The following is a 17,606-nucleotide window of genomic DNA, read 5'->3' on the forward strand; positions in this document are numbered from 1 at the left end:
CTAACAAAAAGGAAGTGGTGCGCGACAACAACTAATGCTGCTGGCGACGAACATGCTGGCGGACAAACCACTCAACGGCAAACAATAACGCCATCAACAGATAACTCAGCAAACCGTTATACAGCGTCCAAAATTCAAAGCTGGTGTAACCTGCGGTATACAAGGCAAACAAACCATTGACGATAAAAAACAGCAACCAAGCCTTGGTGACTATCCGGGTATAGGCCACACCACTGGCATCAAGCTCTGACTCTTTTAAACGCGCCAAACGCTCAACCATCGGCATCCCCCGCAACAGGCTGGCAGCAAATGCCGTTGCCATAATCGCATTGACGACTACCGGATAATAACGAAAGAAGTCAGACGACTGGAAATAGTAGCTGAGCCCGGCCAGTACCCCCCCCATTACACAGCCGACCGCCAACAAATGCTTTACCGGTGATTGGCTTGACCACAAAGAGGCCAGGCGCAGCAGAAATATCAACGCAAGCATCGAAGTTAGCTGTGCAATGGAAAAATAACTGAGACCAAAGAAGACTGCCAACGGATAGACGGCAATAACAATACCGACGGTCACATTCAGCAACACCTTCATTTAGGCGTTAATCAGCTCGTCGACGGCAGTAACAATATCGGCGACAGTACGAACCTGCTTGAACTCTTCCGGCTTGATTTTCTCACCGGTGATATTTTGCAGCTGCACAACTAGGTCAACCGCGTCGATGCTGTCGAGATCTAAGTCTTCATACAGATGGCTTTGCAGTGTCACCTGCTCGGCATCCAGCTCGAACAACTCGACCATAATCGATTGAAGCTGGTTAAATATTTCTGCTTTATTCACCGCTATTACTCGCTGTAATCAACTGCACAAGAGCGTTAACACTGGCAAAATGCTGCCGGCTCTCATTATCATCGGCATTGAGCACAATGTTGTATTTCTTTTTAACCGCCAGACCAAGTTCCAGCGCATCGATTGAATCCAACCCCAGACCTTCACCAAACAAGGGCTCTGCTGAGTCAATCTCCGAGGCGTCAATATCCTCTAAGTTCAAACACTCGATAATCAGTGTTTTAACTTCTAAATCTAAGCTTTGCATGTCCATCCTATCTCTTCGAATACAACACCATGACGAGAACGCTCGTCATTATTTCGGCTGTAGTTTCTCACTAAAAACTCGGGTTAGCTCTCTCGCGGCCCTCGACTTCGGTAAATCTGCGTCGAGTAATGTCTCCACCGCTAACTTTTCCCCTATAGTAACACTAAATACCGGCTTAGTTTCAGGGATGTAGTGCCAGGGGTCTGTTTTTGCCAGCATTCTAGGCGTTACATCTATATGACAAAACAAAATTTCGGCGTCAGTACGAGCCGCAATATTCCCCGCACCTCGCTGCAGCTCAATAGGCATACCTTCTTGCGAGCGTGTCCCCTCTGGAAAGATCAGCAAGTTATCCCCGGCCAGCATCGACTGATGACAACCTTCTAGCATTGAGCCACCCTGATTATTCGAAATATAACCCGCCGCTCGTATCACCCCCCCCATAAAGACATTGCTCCACAACGCCTCCTTAACAATGCAATTGCAATCGGGCAATTTTGAGGCAATCAGCACATAGTCGATTAATGAAGGGTGGTTAGCCAGCACCAGCACACCGCGCTGGTGGGCCAGTTTTTCAACCCCGTACCAACGCACACTGATCACCCCCAAAAATTCCATCATGGCGACAAAGCAACGAAACGCCAACTGAATACAGAACCGAGCACGATTAACTCGGCGCTGCGGATCACGGTTAAACAGCGCTAATAGTAGTAACAACACAGCCAATACCAAACCACCGAGACCAAAGCAGGTAAAGGAGATAGCCGTTGCAAATAGACGCCAGCCACGCTTTAGACGGACTAACATGGGCAACTAATAACAAGTAAGGGCAAAACAGCCTCCATCGGCTCGATCTTCTGCTAATACAATCTGACCAAGCAGCGATAACAGGTCGTCATCACTGCCATAGCTCAGGGTTTCAGGGCGGCTATCCCCTGCGCGCAACACCAAGCCTAGGGCCAGGTTTTGATTCCCCCCCTGACAGGTCGGTTGAAAGATATCGGGGACTGGCTCGTCAAAGTATTGCAACAAAACACTGTGCGTCGGATTTTGCTGCAAATAGATGTAACACTCTATCCAGGCTTGAGAGAACGTCTGCTCTCCACCAGCGATGGAGTTAACCGGCAGTCGCTGAGTGCTGATAATCGTATGCAGTCCAGCACTGGTATTATGTACTGACTGAGAAAAGCCCATCGGAGAGACATCGTCGCCGGCTATCAGCCCTTCTATAAGCTTGGCGGTACGTGGCAATTCACCGTGGCGACTGGCAAATACGGCATAGTCAAAGCGTGCACTTTGCTGTGCCAAGGTTAATGAGCACTGTAATGCTCGCTTGGTCAAAGACGACATTCGCCTTCGCATATTGGCTGGCAGCACGACCATCTCATCACCGGACCGGTCGAGATTTTCATTGTCCTGGGCGGCAAAAAATCGCCGCCATTGAGCCCTGCTATCAATATCCGCATTGAGAGCAAACCAGTTGTCGACCAAAAGGGGTATCGCCGGCATAGCAAACCTATAAAACCTGTGAAATAGAGCGTTTAGGAGAATGATGGGCGTCTATTGTTTATTGTAATTCGCGACATTATAGCGGAATACTCGCCCGCGGGGGGAGAGGATGAACAGCCTAGCACACGAAAAAAACGCAAAAAAAATGCTTGATTCAAGTCAACATGTCAAGTGTTTGCATGTGACAAATTGTCGCACCGGGCTAATAATCTATGTAGGTAAGTTAATTATTCTACACATAGGGATTTCATGTGGGTAAATTAAGCTCTTGGTTTTCTAGCGCAAGAATCATTACCTTACTATGCTCGCTGCTAGCATCCAACCCTGCCCTAACCGCCGGTCTAATTGTCAGCCCTGCCAAAGCCGCCAAACCCTTTATCGAGTCAGCCTTTCCTGAGGCCACGTCTATTGGCACAAAAGAAGGTGAGCTGCCCAGCTGGACGATTCGCAACGGCGAAGAGGTCATCGGTTATTCCTTCGAGACAGATGATATTGCCCCCATCCCCGCCTATTCTGGCGAACCGGTTAACAGTCTAGTGTCTATCGATATGCGCGGGAGAATCATCGCTGTTAATGTCCTCGAACACCACGAACCCATTTTATTGATTGGTATTCCCGAGCAAAAGCTGCATGACTTCACCGATCAATACACCGGCTTTATGTCGACCGATGTGGTGAAAATCGGTGGTCGGAAAGGTGACGATAGCATCCACGTCGATGGGCTTTCCGGTGCCACCGTCACCGTAATGGTGGTCAATCTTGGCATCATGCGAGCAGCCAAAATAGTCGCCAGAGACAAGGGCATTATTGCTTACGACGATATCGATAAACAGCCAGCCGCCACGATCAACCACGACTTTAAACAAGCTGCTGACTGGAGCCAATTAACCGGTGATGGTTCTATACGTCGCATGGTTTTAAAAAATGCCGATGTCGAGCAATCCTTTCTTGGCACCACAGGGGAGAGGACTACTCCGCTGTCACAATCAGAGGCAAACAAGCCGTTTATCGATCTTTACTATACCCAGATTGACCTTCCGGGTATCGGCCCCAATGTACTTGGCGATAGCGAGTACCAGTGGTTGCGCGATAAATTGAAAGCAGGGGAGTTTGCTTTGGCCCTTATGGGTAATGGCTTTTCCTTTAAGGGGTCGGGCTATGTACGCGGCGGGATCTTTGATCGCATCCAAATTCACCAAGGTGAAAATGTTTTCAGCTTCCGCGATTTAGATCAGTATCGCATCAATGATATCTATGCCGCCGGCGCCCCCTATTTCTCCGAGATGTCGATATTTATTATTCGTGACCACCATCAATTTGATCCGGGCAGCGAATGGGAAATCGAACTGCTGGTTCGCCGCCAAACAGGACCATTAGACAGTATTTTCAGCAGTTTCAAAACTCACTACCTGCCGATAGAAAAATATTTAATACGGCCTGAGATAAAGAGAGAGAAAGACCTCTCTAGCCTTCCACTTTGGCAGCAGATTTGGCACGCCAAACAAGTGCCCGTCACCATTCTAATCATCAGTATGATGCTAATCTTGGTGGTGATTTTTCTGCAGGATTGGATGGTGAAATTCCCCCGCTCCCTTCATATCTTTCGGCGAATATTCTTGATCTATACCGTGCTGTTTGTCGGCTGGTACTCCCTGGGGCAAGTGTCAGTTGTTAATGTTTTGACCTTTACTCAAGCCCTGATGACCGGGTTTCACTGGCAGACCTTCTTATTAGATCCGATTATCTTCTGCCTGTGGGTTTTTATCGCCGTCACCATTTTATTATGGGGCCGAGGTATTTTCTGTGGTTGGTTATGCCCATTTGGCGCACTGCAAGAATTGGTCAGTGAGCTCGCCGTCAAACTCAAGGTGCCACAGTATATCGTACCCTTTGCTGTTCATGAGCGCCTATGGGCTGTTAAGTATCTAGTTTTACTAGCTTTGTTTGGCTTATCTTTGGAGTCTCTACAAACTGCCGAGGTATATGCCGAGGTTGAGCCCTTCAAAACCGTTTTCCTATTACGCTTTGATCGCGACTGGCCGTTCATTCTATACGCCACCGCCCTGATTCTGGTGTCGGTATTCAGTCGCAAGGTTTATTGCCGCTATGTCTGCCCATTGGGTGCCGCCATCGCCATTCCATCGGGTATTCGCTTATTCGATTGGCTAAAACGCCGCAAAGAGTGTGGCGAACCATGCCAACTATGCGCTAACGAATGTGAAATTGGGGCAATAGAAAAAAACGGGGATATTAATTTGCGCGAGTGCCATCACTGCCTCGATTGCCAAGTCACATACCACAATGAAAGTAAATGTCCGCCACTTATTATCAAGCAGAAAAAAAATTCACGTCACAAACAAAAGACCGTGACCACTGAACCCGTTCGCATAGTTGAATAAGCCGCTGGACAACAGCACCTACTAAACAGAGAGAGTAAGGGAATATTATGAAAAAGAATGATAACCCAACAGAACTATCTGGCGAGATTAATGCCGAAGACAGCTCTAACGGACTTAGCCGACGCGGTTTCTTAGGTGCCGGGGCTGTTGCCGCAGCAGGAGCGGTGCCAATGACGGCAGCAATGTTTGCCGCTAGCGCAAAAACTCAGGCCGCCGAAATTCGCAACGATACCTCAGTTCATCCAGGCGAGCTCGATGAATACTATGGTTTCTGGAGTGGCGGTCACTCAGGTGAAATCCGTATTTTAGGTATTCCATCTATGCGGGAACTCATGCGTATTCCCGTCTTTAATACAGACAGCGCAACAGGCTGGGGGCTTACCAACGAATCTAAGCGCGTTAAGGGCGACAGCGCTCACATACACGCTGGCGATTGTCACCACCCTCACATGAGCATGACTGACGGCCATTACAACGGTAAATATGTTTTCATTAATGACAAGGCCAATTCTCGGGTTGCGCGCGTCCGATGTGACGTGATGAAAACAGATAAGATGATCACCATCCCAAACGTACAGGCGATTCATGGCCTGCGTGTACAGAAGGTGCCATATACTAAGTATGTCATCTGTAATGCTGAATTTGAAATTCCAATGAACAACGATGGCAAGTCTTCGATGGAAGACGTTAGCACCTACCGCTCGTTGTTCAATGTTATCGATGCCGAGGCTATGGAGGTCGCATTCCAAGTGATGGTTGACGGTAACCTGGATAATACTGATGCGGATTACGATGGTCGATTCTTTGCCTCGACATGTTACAACTCCGAAATGGGTATGACCTTGGGCGAAATGGTCGTTGCCGAGCGAGACCATGTTGTCATTTTTGATCTACACGCCTGCGAGAAAGCACTCAAGGCTGGAAAATTTAAAACTTACAATGACAATAAGGTGCCAGTATTAGATGGCACCAAGGGTTCCAATCTAACGCGTTACATTCCTGTGCCCAAGTCTCCGCACGGTCTAAACACCTCTTCTGATGGCAAGTATTTTGTCGCTAACGGTAAACTTTCACCCACTGTCTCAGTTATTTCCATCAAGAAACTCGCCGACTTATTCGATGATAAAATAAAGCCCCGCGATGCCATCGTGGCAGAGCCTGAGCTGGGTCTTGGGCCACTGCATACAGCCTTCGATAATCGCGGCAATGCCTACACCACCTTATTCTTGGATAGCCAAATAGCCAAGTGGAATGTTGAAGAGGCTATTGAGGCTTACCAAGGCAAAAAGGTCAACTATATACGTCAAAAATTGGATGTGCATTATCAGCCAGGGCACAACCATACATCGCAGGGCGAAACCCGAGACGCTGACGGGAAGTGGCTAATCTCATTATGTAAATTTTCGAAAGACAGATTCCTCCCCGTGGGGCCGTTGCACCCTGAAAATGACCAGCTGATTGACATCTCTGGCGACGAGATGAAGCTAGTACACGATGGCCCGACCTATGCTGAACCACATGACTGCATGATTGTTCACCGCAGCAAGGTAAAGCCTAAGAAGGTCTGGACCCGAGACGATCCAATCTTCGCAGAGACTGTTGCCATGGCGAAGAGAGATGGTGTCAATGTTGAGAGTGATAACAAGATAATCCGTGACGGTAATAAGGTTCGTGTTTATATGACCTCGGTAGCGCCAGCCTTCGGCATGAATGACTTCAAGGTCAAGTTGGGGAATGAGGTTACTGTCGTCGTTACTAATTTAGATAAAATTGAAGACGTAACACACGGTTTCTGTTTGACTAACCACGGGGTACAAATGGAAGTCGCGCCACAGGCAACCGCATCGATTACCTTCATCGCCGATAAACCGGGGGTTCAATGGTACTATTGCAATTGGTTCTGCCATGCTTTGCACATGGAAATGCGGGGCCGTATGTTTGTATCGGCAGAGTAACAGTAGATAGTCTCGGCACTTGAGGTGAGCCTACAAAGGCCACCTCTATAATTTTTATTTAGCCTAGCTATATCTATTTTTTGAGCAATCAGCTCCCTTTTTACTTGAATTAAAAAAGAGAGGACGCTTTTGAAGTCAGTAAAAAAAATAATTTTCAATCTTACTTTAATAATATTTATTCCCGTTGCGAATGCCAAAATATGGCAGGTCTCCACACAAGACTCACTCCAGACAATACTCGACTCTGCTAGCCCTGGGGATCAAGTACAGTTACTGCCAGGAAAATATTTAGGCAACTTTGTTATTAACCACAGCATTGATCTATCAGGTATGGAGGCCACCCTCGATGCTCAGGGGCATGGTCACGGGCTCTTAATTAATGCTGAGAATGTGACTATCGGCTCTCTTAGTATCGTCAACTGGGGAGATGATCTTACAGAACAAAATTCTGGTATTTACTCCGACAGAAAATCTAATAACATCACCATTAAAAACTGCCTGCTAAAAGGCGATGGCTTTGGCGTCTGGCTACAAAACGGTGAGCACAATACTATTTCCAATAACGTCGTCATTGGCAACGATACAATGCGTTCATCTGACCGCGGCAATGGCATCCAAATTTCCAACATAAAAAACACCAAGGTGACTGGCAACAACATCAGCAAAAGCCGTGACGGGCTATATGTGATTTCAAGCACCAACAACACCATTAGTAACAATACCGTACACGATTTACGCTATGGCATTCATTACATGTATTCTTATGATAATAAAATAATCTACAACCACGCCTACAACACACGCGCTGGATACGCCATGATGAACTCAAGGAATCTTGAAATTCGTGGAAACACTACTGAAAACAGTGATGACTATGGCTTCCTAATAAATTTTATTATTTACTCAAACTTCGAAGATAATATCGTTAAAAATGTTTGGACACCGGCGGATAAAAAAGTTCTCGGCCGCGACGGAAAGGGGCTTTTCATCTACAACTCAGGCTACAATACTATTCGCAACAATCATATCGAAAACGCTGAGATCGGAATTCATTTAACCGCCGGTTCAGAAGAGGTGGAAGTCTCAGGTAATAACTTCATCGACAATCAGATACAAGTAAAGTACGTCTCCAACAAAAAACAGGAGTGGAGCCAAGAAATCAATGGCGTACGACAGGGTAATTATTGGAGTAACTACAGAGGCTGGGATATGTCCGGCGACGGTAAGGGCGATATTCCCTTCGAGCCAAATGATAGTATCGATAAATTATTTTGGAAATACCCGGAAGCTAAGTTTTTAATGGACAGTCCTGCCATTTTATTATTGCGCTGGGTTCAGCAACAGTTTCCCGTTTTAAAATCACCTGGGGTGAAAGATTCCAGTCCACTGATGAAGCCTAACATGGCCATGGCGGTAAAATAATGACAAACGACATCGCTGTTGAATTAACAGCTGCCTGTAAATACTACCCGACTGTCGACGCTCTCCACCCCTTAACCATGTCGGTCAAAGCAGGCGAAGTATTAGGGCTATTTGGCCACAACGGTGCGGGCAAAACCACCTTGATGAAAATCATCCTAGGTGTATTAAAACCTAGTGCCGGGAATGTATCAGTGCTTGGTCATTGCCCCCGAAGCAATCAAGCCCATAGCTACCGAACCCTATTCGGCTACCTGCCAGAGAATGTCAGCTTTTATGAGCAACTAACAGGTCGAGAAGTTCTTCACTATTTGGCTAAATTAAAAGGCCACAGTAAGACTCAGGCAGACGAGTTGCTAGCGGCAGTCAGCCTAACTCAGGCCTGCGATCGTGCGGTAAAAACATACTCAAAAGGCATGCGCCAACGATTAGGCTTGGCTCAGGCTTTTCTGGGAGAGCCTAAATTATTAATCCTTGATGAGCCAACTGTTGGTCTCGATCCGGTCGCAACACAGGACTTTTATCAAACCGTCGACCGCCTTAAATCGGGTGGCTGCGCAGTTATCTTATGCTCTCACATATTACCCGGAGTCGAGCAACATATCGATCGAGCTATGATCTTAAGCAAGGGCTATAAATTAGCGCTTGGGCCTCTGGATGAGCTAAGATCTTTCGCCAAACTGCCTATTGAAATTTCTGTGTCTGGTATGTCTCGCTCTGAAATAGAGCATAAATTGAGCGGGGTGATCGATGACACCGAGTGGTCTGGAGAAGCATCCGGGGAAGGCCTCGTTCGATTTACCGCCCAGACAGAGAAGAAGCTCGATATTCTTAAGCGTTTGTCCACATCAGAAGCACTGCAGGACCTCCATATTCAACTGCCTTCGCTAGAGGACTTATATCGATTTTATTCGACGCGTAAGCAACCAGTGGGGGAAGGTATTAATGAATAAAATTTTTATTGTTGCACAAAAAGAATTTCATGACGGCATTCGCAACCGCTGGGCTGGCGCCATTACCCTTATTTTTATCTTGATGTCTCTGGGTCTGGCTTATTTTGGCTCAGCCGCAGCTGGGGTGCTAGGTTTTTCATCGCTGGAGTCTACCTTGGTCAGCCTTGCCAGTTTATCCGTAATGCTGGTTCCGCTGATAGCACTGATGCTGTCCTACAATTGCTTTGTCGGTGAACTGGAACAAGGCACCTTATTATTACTAATGACCTACCCGATCAGTAAAGCGCAACTGCTATTAGGCAAGTTTGTCGGCCAAGCCAGCATCATCACCCTGGCCTCAGCCCTTGGCTTTGGTCTACCTGCGGTCATTATATGCCTCATCAGCGATGTAGACGTGCCAGTGGTGCTAACAGCTTTCTCACAGTTCATTATCCTCGCCAGTTTGTTGGGCTGGGTCTTTATCGCGCTGGCCTATATTATCAGCGTGTCGGTAACGGAGAAATCCAAGGCTGCAGGGCTTGCCTTGATTGCCTGGTTCTTATCCGTGCTTGTCTTTGACCTACTATTAATGGCAATCCTGGTGGCCAGCGACGGCAACATTAACCAAACCCTGGTACCCTTTCTGCTATGGGTAAACCCGACTGACGTTTTCCGCATTCTGGTTTATACCGTCATTGAGGCTGATCGTTATTCTGGCGTACTACAAATTGCAACACATGGCGCCGACGGTACCGCCTACCTCATCATCGTCATGTTGCTCTGGGTGACCTTACCTTTGTTAGGCTCATGGTGGATATTTAACCGTAAAGAGTTATCAGAATAATGAAAAATATCGCTGGTTTTTTACCCAATATCGCTATCATTTTGTTCGTATTATTATCAGGCTGTGAGGAAAAAAAGGAACAACCGCTAGCATCGCCGAAACCAGTCATTATTCAAGATCACGATGAATGTGATTTGTGTGGCATGTACATTAACGCCTTCCCCGGACCAAAAGGACAAATATTTGAGCGAGGGCTGAACCACCCCAAACGCTTCTGCTCCACCCGTGACATGTTCGCTTATGCTCTGCAGCCAGAGCATCGACATCGGATTGAACATATTTTTGTTCACGATGTTTCCAGCGCACCCTGGGACCATCAAGAGAGCGCACAGTACATCGATGCAAGCAGCGCTTTCTTTGTCAGCGGCCATAAACTCAACGGCGCCATGGGACCCGCTCTCGCCTCATTTTCTACCCGCGCCGATGCGACTAATTTTGTTCGTGAGCAGGGAGGGAGTTTATTCACCTTCAAACAGATCGACATCGAGGTGCTTAATAAGATGAGCCATCAGCCTATGAACCCTGATTGATATGATATCATATGCATACATAAGCACTATAATAGCAGGCAAATTTTGTACAATTCCGATGATATGAACGCCAAAGATGCAAAGTCACATGCCCAAGCATTGGCGTTTGGCCCCATTCTTTTTCAGGCAACACAAGCCCTACGCGACTTAGGGATTTTAACCGTTTTAGACAACTCACCCAAGCGACAAAGTGATTGCGAGACCATTGCACAGCAATGCGGCCTCAGCGTCTATGGTGTATCGGTGTTACTCGATGTAGGCCTCAGCGCCCGCGTCGTCTATCTCGACAACGGCCTTTTCACGCTCAGCAAGGTTGGCTTCTTCATTCTTCACGATGATATGACCCGGGTGAATATGGATTTCTGCCAGGATATTTGTTATCGCGGCATGGATCATTTGCAGGAAGCCATTGTCACTGGCAAGCCAGCCGGCCTGAAAGAGCTAGGCCCTTGGCCTACAATTTACCCCGCCCTATCTGAGCTAACACCACAACAGAAAAGTAGCTGGTTCGCCTTCGATCATTTCTATTCTGATCAGGCATTCCCCGTTTTGTTACAGCAAGTTTTTGCGATAAAACCACGACAGATTTTCGACATTGGCGGTAATACTGGTCGCTGGGCTCGCAAGTGCGTAGAGCATGACAATGATGTCGAGGTGACTATTGTCGACCTACCCCAACAGACTAAAACGGCAGCGGCCGAGGCTGAAAAGCACGGCTATGCTGAACGGATCCATACCCACGCCATCGACCTCCTCGTCGACGACACCCCGATCCCATCGGGTGCCGATGTTTATTGGATGAGCCAATTCCTCGACTGCTTCTCCAGCGAGCAAATCGTCAGCATTTTACACAGGGTAAAAGAGGCGATGCGCGATGACGCCGTGGTCTATATTCTAGAGCTGTTTTGGGATAGGCAGGCCTATGAGGCTGCCGCACTGAGCCTCAACTGCACCTCGCTTTACTTCACCGTACTGGCCAATGGTAATAGCCATTTTTACCACTCGGAGCAAATGCTGGCGCTGATCGAGGAAGCCGGACTAACAGTCATCGAACAGGTAGACGGTGTCGGCCTCGGCCACAGCCTGATCAAGTGTAGCAAGTCACCTTAATTCAGCGTCTTTTCAGCAGGGGATAGTGTCTGCGTTAGCGACTCTCCCCTCGCTGTTTACCCTCTTCGTTACAACCTCGCTATCGGCGTCTATAGTTAATGCAATAATCTGGTTAATATATCGATAGTATTTGAGGCAGCAATGACCATTCAAATCAAGCATATTGCAGTGATCACCCGCCGCTTCAGTCTAGAAAGCAATTACCCCGGTGGCATTAATCAGCTTATTTTCGATTCCCCTTGCGATGCCATCAGTCAAGATAACTTCCTCATTGCGGTACACTTTCACAGTGAGTTAAGCGCGAGAAAATTCATTAGAAAGCTTACCAGGCAACATCTGATATACAGCCCAGACGGACACTACAGCGATATACTACTGCTTAATTATAGTGACACTCGCCGCCAGCATTGCGACTGGCTGGTGGTTAACAACCAACTCGATAACACCCTTTTTTGCCACTCAGCACTGGAGCAAGCCAAACAAATTTCAGGGTTAGAGCTCTGACCGCTTCATCAACGGCTAACGATCAATCGCCATGACCACGCGAGCATTGGTCAAGCGTCAGTATTTATGCTCTGATAGTAGTTTTCAAATAGCACTGTAAGCACTATGGCAACTTCCGTATATCTCGCTCGCTCCATACTCAATAGTTTTGAGGCAATGTTTGCCGACTTTCAAAATATTACCCTTGGTGCCAAGGCACGCTTTGAGCAGGCTGACTGGCAAGCGGTGCACGATGCGCAAAAAACACGACTAGAAATTTACAAAAGTAAAACCCTGCAGCTGAATGATTTACTCAAAACCTTGGCAGGTTCCCAGTTAAGAGATCTGGCACTCTGGCAACAGGCCAAACAATACTATCGCGAGCTGATCAAGCATCACATCAATTATGAAATTGCCGAGAGCTTTTTTAACTCCACCTTCTGCTCCATCTTCGAACATCACAATATCAACAATGATTTAGCCTTTGTTTTAAGTTCGAAAATGGCCGCCGACCCCAGCCTCGACTTTCCGATATACCGCACCTACCATACCCATCAAAATATCAATAAGTTAATTCGCGATATCATTGCCGAGTTTGAGTTCAACGTCGACTATGAAAACCTCGACCGCGATATTCGAACCGCCACCGTCATCGCCGTCAAAGCCATCACCCCTAAAATTAAGGGCGATATGGTTAATATACGAGTCGACGTGCTCAAGCCAGTGTTTTATCGCAACAAAGGCGCTTACCTCGTCGGCAGAATTTTCAATGACGACACGCCTCCACTGCCGTTTGTCATCCCCATCATCAACAAACCCGGGCAGGGGCTCTGTATTGACACACTTATTTTTGAGCCGGACGAAGTCAGTATCATCTTCAGCTTTACCCGCTGGTATTTCATGGTCGACTCTCAAGTGCCGTCGCAAATAGTCAGTTTTTTACATGGTTTGATACCCAGCAAGCCGATTTCTGAGCTATATAGCTGCATTGGCTTTAGAAAGCATGCTAAAACACAGTTCTTCCGTGATTTTCTCGATAATATCGAGCACTCCAACGACCAGCTGATTATTGCACCCGGTATCAAGGGCATGGTCATGACAGTATTTACTCTGCCATCACTCGATATAGTCTTTAAGCTGATTAAGGACAAGTTCGCCCCGCCCAAACAAGTTACCCGAGAGATAGTGAAACAGAAATACCGATTGGTTACCCATCACGACCGTGTTGGGCGAATGGCTGACACGCAAGAGTTCAAACACTTCCGCATCCCTAAGAGCTTGTTCACCCAAGAGCTATTGGATGAACTTTATCAGGTCGCCCCCTCGTTACTCCAAGAGAAGGGTAGCGACATCATCATTAAGCATCTGTATATCGAACGTCGCATGACACCGCTTAATATCTACCTCAGCACTGCCACTGACGATGAAATATGGCAGGTAATGGATGAATACGGCAATGCGATTAAGCAACTTGCAGCCGCCAATATTTTTCCCGGCGATATGCTGCTGAAGAACTTCGGCGTCACACGTCACGGTCGCGTGGTGTTTTATGATTACGATGAAATCTGCTTTATCACCGAGTGTAATTTCCGCAAAATCCCAGAACCTCAGACGCCGGAACAGGAGATGGCCTCGACACCTTGGTACTCCGTCGATGACTTTGATATTTTTCCGGAAGAATTTGGCCTTTTCTTCGCCGGCAACCGCAAAGCACGCAAAGCCTTTGACCAGCTCCATGCCGACCTCTATACCCCTGAGTACTGGCTAAGCCTGCAGCGCAATATAGAACAAGGTCAAATTATGGATGTATTTCCCTATCGAAGAAACCGGCGCTTTTCACACTGATAACCTCTGGCACGCACAAACCTGTTGATTTTCAGCGTTTACTTATTGAGCAATAGTAGGAGCGTTAGCACTGACCGGCACTGGCGAGGGTTATCTCACTTCCATCACCAGACTTATCCACAGAATCTGTGGAGTGTTTAACGATAGTGGCTGCCTGACGGCTTAATTGCCTCCGCAATTAGCCACAGGCTGAGGCAAACTGTTATATTAAATCATCAAAACGCTCAGGGTAGAAAACTAACAATGACAACGTCTCCTCAACGATGAAAAAACTTCTTATTTCTATAACACTTCTTGTTTTCTTAGGCGTGACGGCCTTTATCAACAGCCCGCGGCTCATTGGCCAAAGCCTACAAAGCGGTTTATCTGCGCTGTTAAAAACAGCGGTATCGATTAACCAGGTCGAACTATGCCTAAGCTGCACCAGTATCACCATCGACCAATTAAGCATTGCCAACCCCGATGGTTTCGACGACATTGATGCGATTTCTGTCACCCAGCTGGTGGTTGAAATTGACCTGCTATCAGTATGGTCCAACCCGACCATCTTTCACCGCTTAATCATTGAGCAAATTAAAATCAACTACAGCAAAGCCGGACGACGCAGCAATCTGACCCGCTTACTGGCCAACTTGCCTGAGAGTTTCACCTCGACCGTCAACTACGATGAAATCGAGTTCGTCTCCATGCCGGATAAAGCCACACAGAAACGCCCTGAGCAGCAGCTTTACAGCCTCGATCAACTGACAATCAACCGTACGACAATCACCGCCAACAGCGATGACATCAGTAGCAAGCCACTGACACTTGAGCTTGCCCCCCTGACCCTCTACGAGCTTGGCCACCCAGACCACGGCCAAACTGCCAGCGCAATTATAGGTTCCATCTTAGGGCGGCTCCAGCTTGAACTCGGTGCAGCGCTGATAAAATCCCCTGAATTTCGTCAGCATATTCGCCAAAAAACACAGCAACGACTACAACAACGCCAGCAATAATCGATGCTTTATTAACCAGCTGGCGGATGACAATATTAAGTCGAACAAAAGGATCAAAAAAAAAGTGCAAAGAGGGCTTGTCAGATACCAAAGTGCATGGCTATAATGCGCCCACTTCGTAACGGGCCGGTAGTTCAGCTGGTTAGAATGCCGGCCTGTCACGCCGGAGGTCGCGGGTTCGAGTCCCGTCCGGCCCGCCACTTATTTTATAGCGGCATACGAAGTTATCTAGGCTGGTTGACTCATCAATCAGCTCCTATTGCGGGCCGGTAGTTCAGCTGGTTAGAATGCCGGCCTGTCACGCCGGAGGTCGCGGGTTCGAGTCCCGTCCGGCCCGCCACTCTTTCGACACATACTCTTCAAGTAAAATGGCATAATATCGGTTGATAGTAACTATATTCCCGTTATTGCCCTGCAGTCATTTACCCCCCATACATTACCTCGTAGAATAAGTCCGCTATTAAGACTCTTCAACTCAACGCTTTTCTGGAGCAACGTCTTGTCAAAGAGCTCAAAACACAATGCTTTTGGCCGCTTGCTCAAGCTGTGGCGCAACACCCGTGGCATCAGCCAGGAAGAGCTGTCTCTTGAAGTCGATGTTTCTGGTCGGCATATTAGTTTTTTAGAGACCGGCCGCTCCAACCCAGGCCGCAACCTTGTCATTAAAATTGCCGACGTCTTCAAGCTGTCGCCCAGAGATCGAAACAACTTATTAGTCGCCGCTGGCTTTACCCAGAGTGACAGCGAGTCCGACTTACAGCGCCACCGCTTAACCACCAAGACCCTGCAATTATCACTGGCCAGTTTAGAGCCGACGCCGGCCTGCGCATCTGATGCCTATGGCAATATTTTGATGGTCAATCGCGGCTGGGTAAAGCTTCATCAAGGCTGCGCCAAAGAACTGATCCAAACCCCTAATATCAACTCATACCATCTGTATTTTGCCGATAATGGCCTCAAGCCACTGCTGATCGATTGGGAGAATATCGCCTGCGCACTGCTGATGAACCTTCAGCAGGAAGTGTTGCTCACCGACGACGCCAGGGCTGAAGAGGTGCTGGTACAATTGCTGGCCTATCCTGACACTCCTGAGAATTGGCAGCAGAAAAGTGATCAGTTTGGCTACCAACATAGCTTCAGAATTGATGTCAGAACACCACAGAACGGTGTCGATGAATTACTTTGCATCAACCATACCGTCGGCGCCACACCGTTTATCAGCGACCCCCGTATCATCATGTCCAGCTTCCATCGTGCCGATGGTCAGCCCATGTTTACCAGTGATGACCTTGACGATATCAGTCACCCGCTTTTATTCAGTGAGTTTTAATCGCGATGAAACAGGAAAAAGGTGCAGAGGGCTTCAGTGAAAACTATTGGCTCGAAAACTATGCCGATGTCGACGACATGGATGGCATGTATAACGCACGTGACCACGCCCACTATCTAAAGGCGGTATTCGCCCTCGACCAGATCGCCATTCGCAGCATCGCCGATTTTGGCTTCGGCCCTGGCCACCTGTTTTCAGCGGCCCTCGATACCTTTAAGCCTTATCGTAGCCTCGGGCTCGAACCGAGCGCCAGCGCCTTTATCAAAGCCCAAACCGTGTTAAAGCGTTATCAACCTCAACTACTGCAAACTGATCTGGCGAGCTGGTGTCGCGATAGCAGCCAGCACAAGCGCTTCGATCTTGGTATCTGTACGTCGGTTTTGCAATACCTTAATGACCAAGAACTGGCCGCGGTAATACCCACACTGGCCCTGCGGGTGAAGTATCTTTATCTCACGGTACCAACCGCCGCTGAGCAGCAACGGTTTGTCGAAGAATATCAGTTTGTTGATCAATACGCCTACAGTCGAACTCGCCAGCAATACAGAGAGTTATTATCGCCGCATTTCACCGTTGTCTCCAGCCGCCTGCTCGAGAGCAAGCAATTTTACAACGATCAAACCAGCGACTTCACCGAGGATTTATTTCGTTTCTGAGCGATTTACTGCTCACCGTACTCGTCACAGTACTCATCCCAGGTCATGCCCAGGGCCTCTGCTGTCTCGTGCTGATACTCCAACTGCATCTGCTTGAGCTCTTCAGGGCTGTCCGCAAGAACACTCAAGGTATATTCAGCGGTATCCATTCCCTCTTTCTGAGCATGTGCGGCAAAAGCACCGTAAACCGTATTAGCCTTCAACTGCTCACAGCTTAAGCCTTGAGCACTGGCAGCCTTATCATCCAGCTCTTCAACCTCGGTCTGAATTAAAGGATGAGCCGCTAAAAAACGATCGCAGGCAACTTCATAACGTTTACTTTTTGCCACTAACATATTGAACTCCAATAGAATTTAACCGCTTAAAATTATTGCTCTCAGGGCGGTTTCAAATAGTGTTATTGTTGTTATATCGCATTTTCAACTGCCGTTTTTTAACGGCGTTCAAACAGATTAGCAAAAAAAAATCACCTTGCCTACGAATTCAATATTACAAATAATGC

At 47.6% G+C, this 17,606-nt stretch carries 18 protein-coding genes and 2 tRNA genes; 14 read left to right on the forward strand and 6 right to left on the reverse strand.

Annotated features, from left to right (window positions below):
- Window positions 1–31: 31 nt before the first annotated feature.
- Genes L9P87_RS08070 through L9P87_RS08090 form a run of 5 tightly spaced genes read right to left on the reverse strand, consistent with a single transcriptional unit; the run spans window position 32 to window position 2,606 of the window.
- Window positions 32–595, reverse strand: coding sequence for a COG4648 family protein (locus tag L9P87_RS08070; protein ID WP_237444165.1), 564 nt, complete (start codon window positions 593–595; stop codon window positions 32–34).
- Window positions 596–841, reverse strand: a complete 246-nt coding sequence (locus L9P87_RS08075; RefSeq protein WP_237444166.1) for an acyl carrier protein — start codon at window positions 839–841, stop codon at window positions 596–598.
- Window positions 834–1,097, reverse strand: coding sequence for a phosphopantetheine-binding protein (locus tag L9P87_RS08080; protein WP_237444167.1), 264 nt, complete (start codon window positions 1,095–1,097; stop codon window positions 834–836). The genes L9P87_RS08075 and L9P87_RS08080 overlap by 8 nt, the downstream gene beginning before the upstream one ends.
- A gap of 48 nt (window positions 1,098–1,145) precedes the next feature.
- Window positions 1,146–1,904 carry a lysophospholipid acyltransferase family protein gene (locus tag L9P87_RS08085; protein WP_237444168.1) on the reverse strand — a complete coding sequence of 253 codons (759 nt, stop codon included), beginning with the start codon at window positions 1,902–1,904 and terminating at the stop codon, window positions 1,146–1,148.
- A 6-nt stretch (window positions 1,905–1,910) separates the two neighbouring features.
- Window positions 1,911–2,606 (reverse strand): beta-ketoacyl synthase chain length factor, encoded by a 696-nt coding sequence (locus tag L9P87_RS08090; RefSeq protein ID WP_237444169.1) that lies wholly within the window; start codon window positions 2,604–2,606, stop codon window positions 1,911–1,913.
- 251 nt (window positions 2,607–2,857) lie between these two features.
- Here L9P87_RS08090 and nosR point away from each other — a divergent pair, with 251 nt between their 5' ends.
- The 14 genes from nosR (at window position 2,858) to L9P87_RS08160 (ending at window position 17,104) form a co-directional block, all read left to right on the forward strand.
- Window positions 2,858–5,005, forward strand: a complete 2,148-nt coding sequence (nosR, locus tag L9P87_RS08095) for a transcriptional regulator NosR (protein WP_237444170.1) — start codon at window positions 2,858–2,860, stop codon at window positions 5,003–5,005.
- Between the two features lie 47 nt (window positions 5,006–5,052).
- Window positions 5,053–6,960, forward strand: a complete 1,908-nt coding sequence (nosZ, locus tag L9P87_RS08100; protein ID WP_237444171.1) for a TAT-dependent nitrous-oxide reductase — start codon at window positions 5,053–5,055, stop codon at window positions 6,958–6,960.
- Window positions 6,961–7,089: 129 nt separating this feature from the next.
- On the forward strand, window positions 7,090–8,382 hold the full coding sequence (locus L9P87_RS08105) for a nitrous oxide reductase family maturation protein NosD (protein WP_237444172.1): 1,293 nt from the start codon (window positions 7,090–7,092) through the stop codon (window positions 8,380–8,382).
- A complete protein-coding gene (locus L9P87_RS08110) occupies window positions 8,382–9,332 on the forward strand; it encodes an ABC transporter ATP-binding protein (protein WP_237444173.1) in 951 nt (316 codons plus the stop codon). Before L9P87_RS08105 ends, L9P87_RS08110 begins: the two co-directional genes overlap by 1 nt.
- The gene (locus L9P87_RS08115) at window positions 9,325–10,155 is read left to right on the forward strand and encodes an ABC transporter permease (protein ID WP_237444174.1); all 831 of its coding nucleotides are present in this window, start codon (window positions 9,325–9,327) and stop codon (window positions 10,153–10,155) included. The genes L9P87_RS08110 and L9P87_RS08115 overlap by 8 nt, the downstream gene beginning before the upstream one ends.
- On the forward strand, window positions 10,155–10,685 hold the full coding sequence (locus tag L9P87_RS08120) for a nitrous oxide reductase accessory protein NosL (RefSeq protein WP_237444175.1): 531 nt from the start codon (window positions 10,155–10,157) through the stop codon (window positions 10,683–10,685). Before L9P87_RS08115 ends, L9P87_RS08120 begins: the two co-directional genes overlap by 1 nt.
- A gap of 45 nt (window positions 10,686–10,730) precedes the next feature.
- Window positions 10,731–11,795 (forward strand): methyltransferase, encoded by a 1,065-nt coding sequence (locus tag L9P87_RS08125; RefSeq protein WP_237444176.1) that lies wholly within the window; start codon window positions 10,731–10,733, stop codon window positions 11,793–11,795.
- Window positions 11,796–11,936: 141 nt separating this feature from the next.
- Window positions 11,937–12,299, forward strand: a complete 363-nt coding sequence (locus tag L9P87_RS08130; protein WP_237444177.1) for a hypothetical protein — start codon at window positions 11,937–11,939, stop codon at window positions 12,297–12,299.
- Window positions 12,300–12,404: 105 nt separating this feature from the next.
- The gene (aceK, locus tag L9P87_RS08135; RefSeq protein WP_237444178.1) at window positions 12,405–14,123 is read left to right on the forward strand and encodes a bifunctional isocitrate dehydrogenase kinase/phosphatase; all 1,719 of its coding nucleotides are present in this window, start codon (window positions 12,405–12,407) and stop codon (window positions 14,121–14,123) included.
- A gap of 263 nt (window positions 14,124–14,386) precedes the next feature.
- A complete protein-coding gene (locus tag L9P87_RS08140) occupies window positions 14,387–15,118 on the forward strand; it encodes an AsmA family protein (protein ID WP_237444179.1) in 732 nt (243 codons plus the stop codon).
- A gap of 123 nt (window positions 15,119–15,241) precedes the next feature.
- Window positions 15,242–15,318 (forward strand) — tRNA-Asp (locus L9P87_RS08145).
- A gap of 63 nt (window positions 15,319–15,381) precedes the next feature.
- A tRNA-Asp gene (locus tag L9P87_RS08150) sits at window positions 15,382–15,458 on the forward strand.
- Window positions 15,459–15,617: 159 nt separating this feature from the next.
- Complete coding sequence (locus L9P87_RS08155) at window positions 15,618–16,448, forward strand: helix-turn-helix domain-containing protein (protein ID WP_237444180.1); 831 nt, start codon at window positions 15,618–15,620, stop codon at window positions 16,446–16,448.
- A gap of 5 nt (window positions 16,449–16,453) precedes the next feature.
- On the forward strand, window positions 16,454–17,104 hold the full coding sequence (locus L9P87_RS08160; protein WP_237444181.1) for a class I SAM-dependent methyltransferase: 651 nt from the start codon (window positions 16,454–16,456) through the stop codon (window positions 17,102–17,104).
- 5 nt (window positions 17,105–17,109) lie between these two features.
- On the opposite strand, the gene L9P87_RS08165 is transcribed toward L9P87_RS08160, so the two are convergent.
- Window positions 17,110–17,439 (reverse strand): DUF6388 family protein, encoded by a 330-nt coding sequence (locus L9P87_RS08165; RefSeq protein ID WP_237444182.1) that lies wholly within the window; start codon window positions 17,437–17,439, stop codon window positions 17,110–17,112.
- Between the last annotated feature and the right edge of the window lie 167 nt (window positions 17,440–17,606).

It is taken from the genome of Sinobacterium norvegicum, assembly GCF_923077115.1.
In the GTDB taxonomy this organism is placed as follows: Bacteria; Pseudomonadota; Gammaproteobacteria; order Pseudomonadales; family Sinobacteriaceae; genus Sinobacterium; species Sinobacterium norvegicum.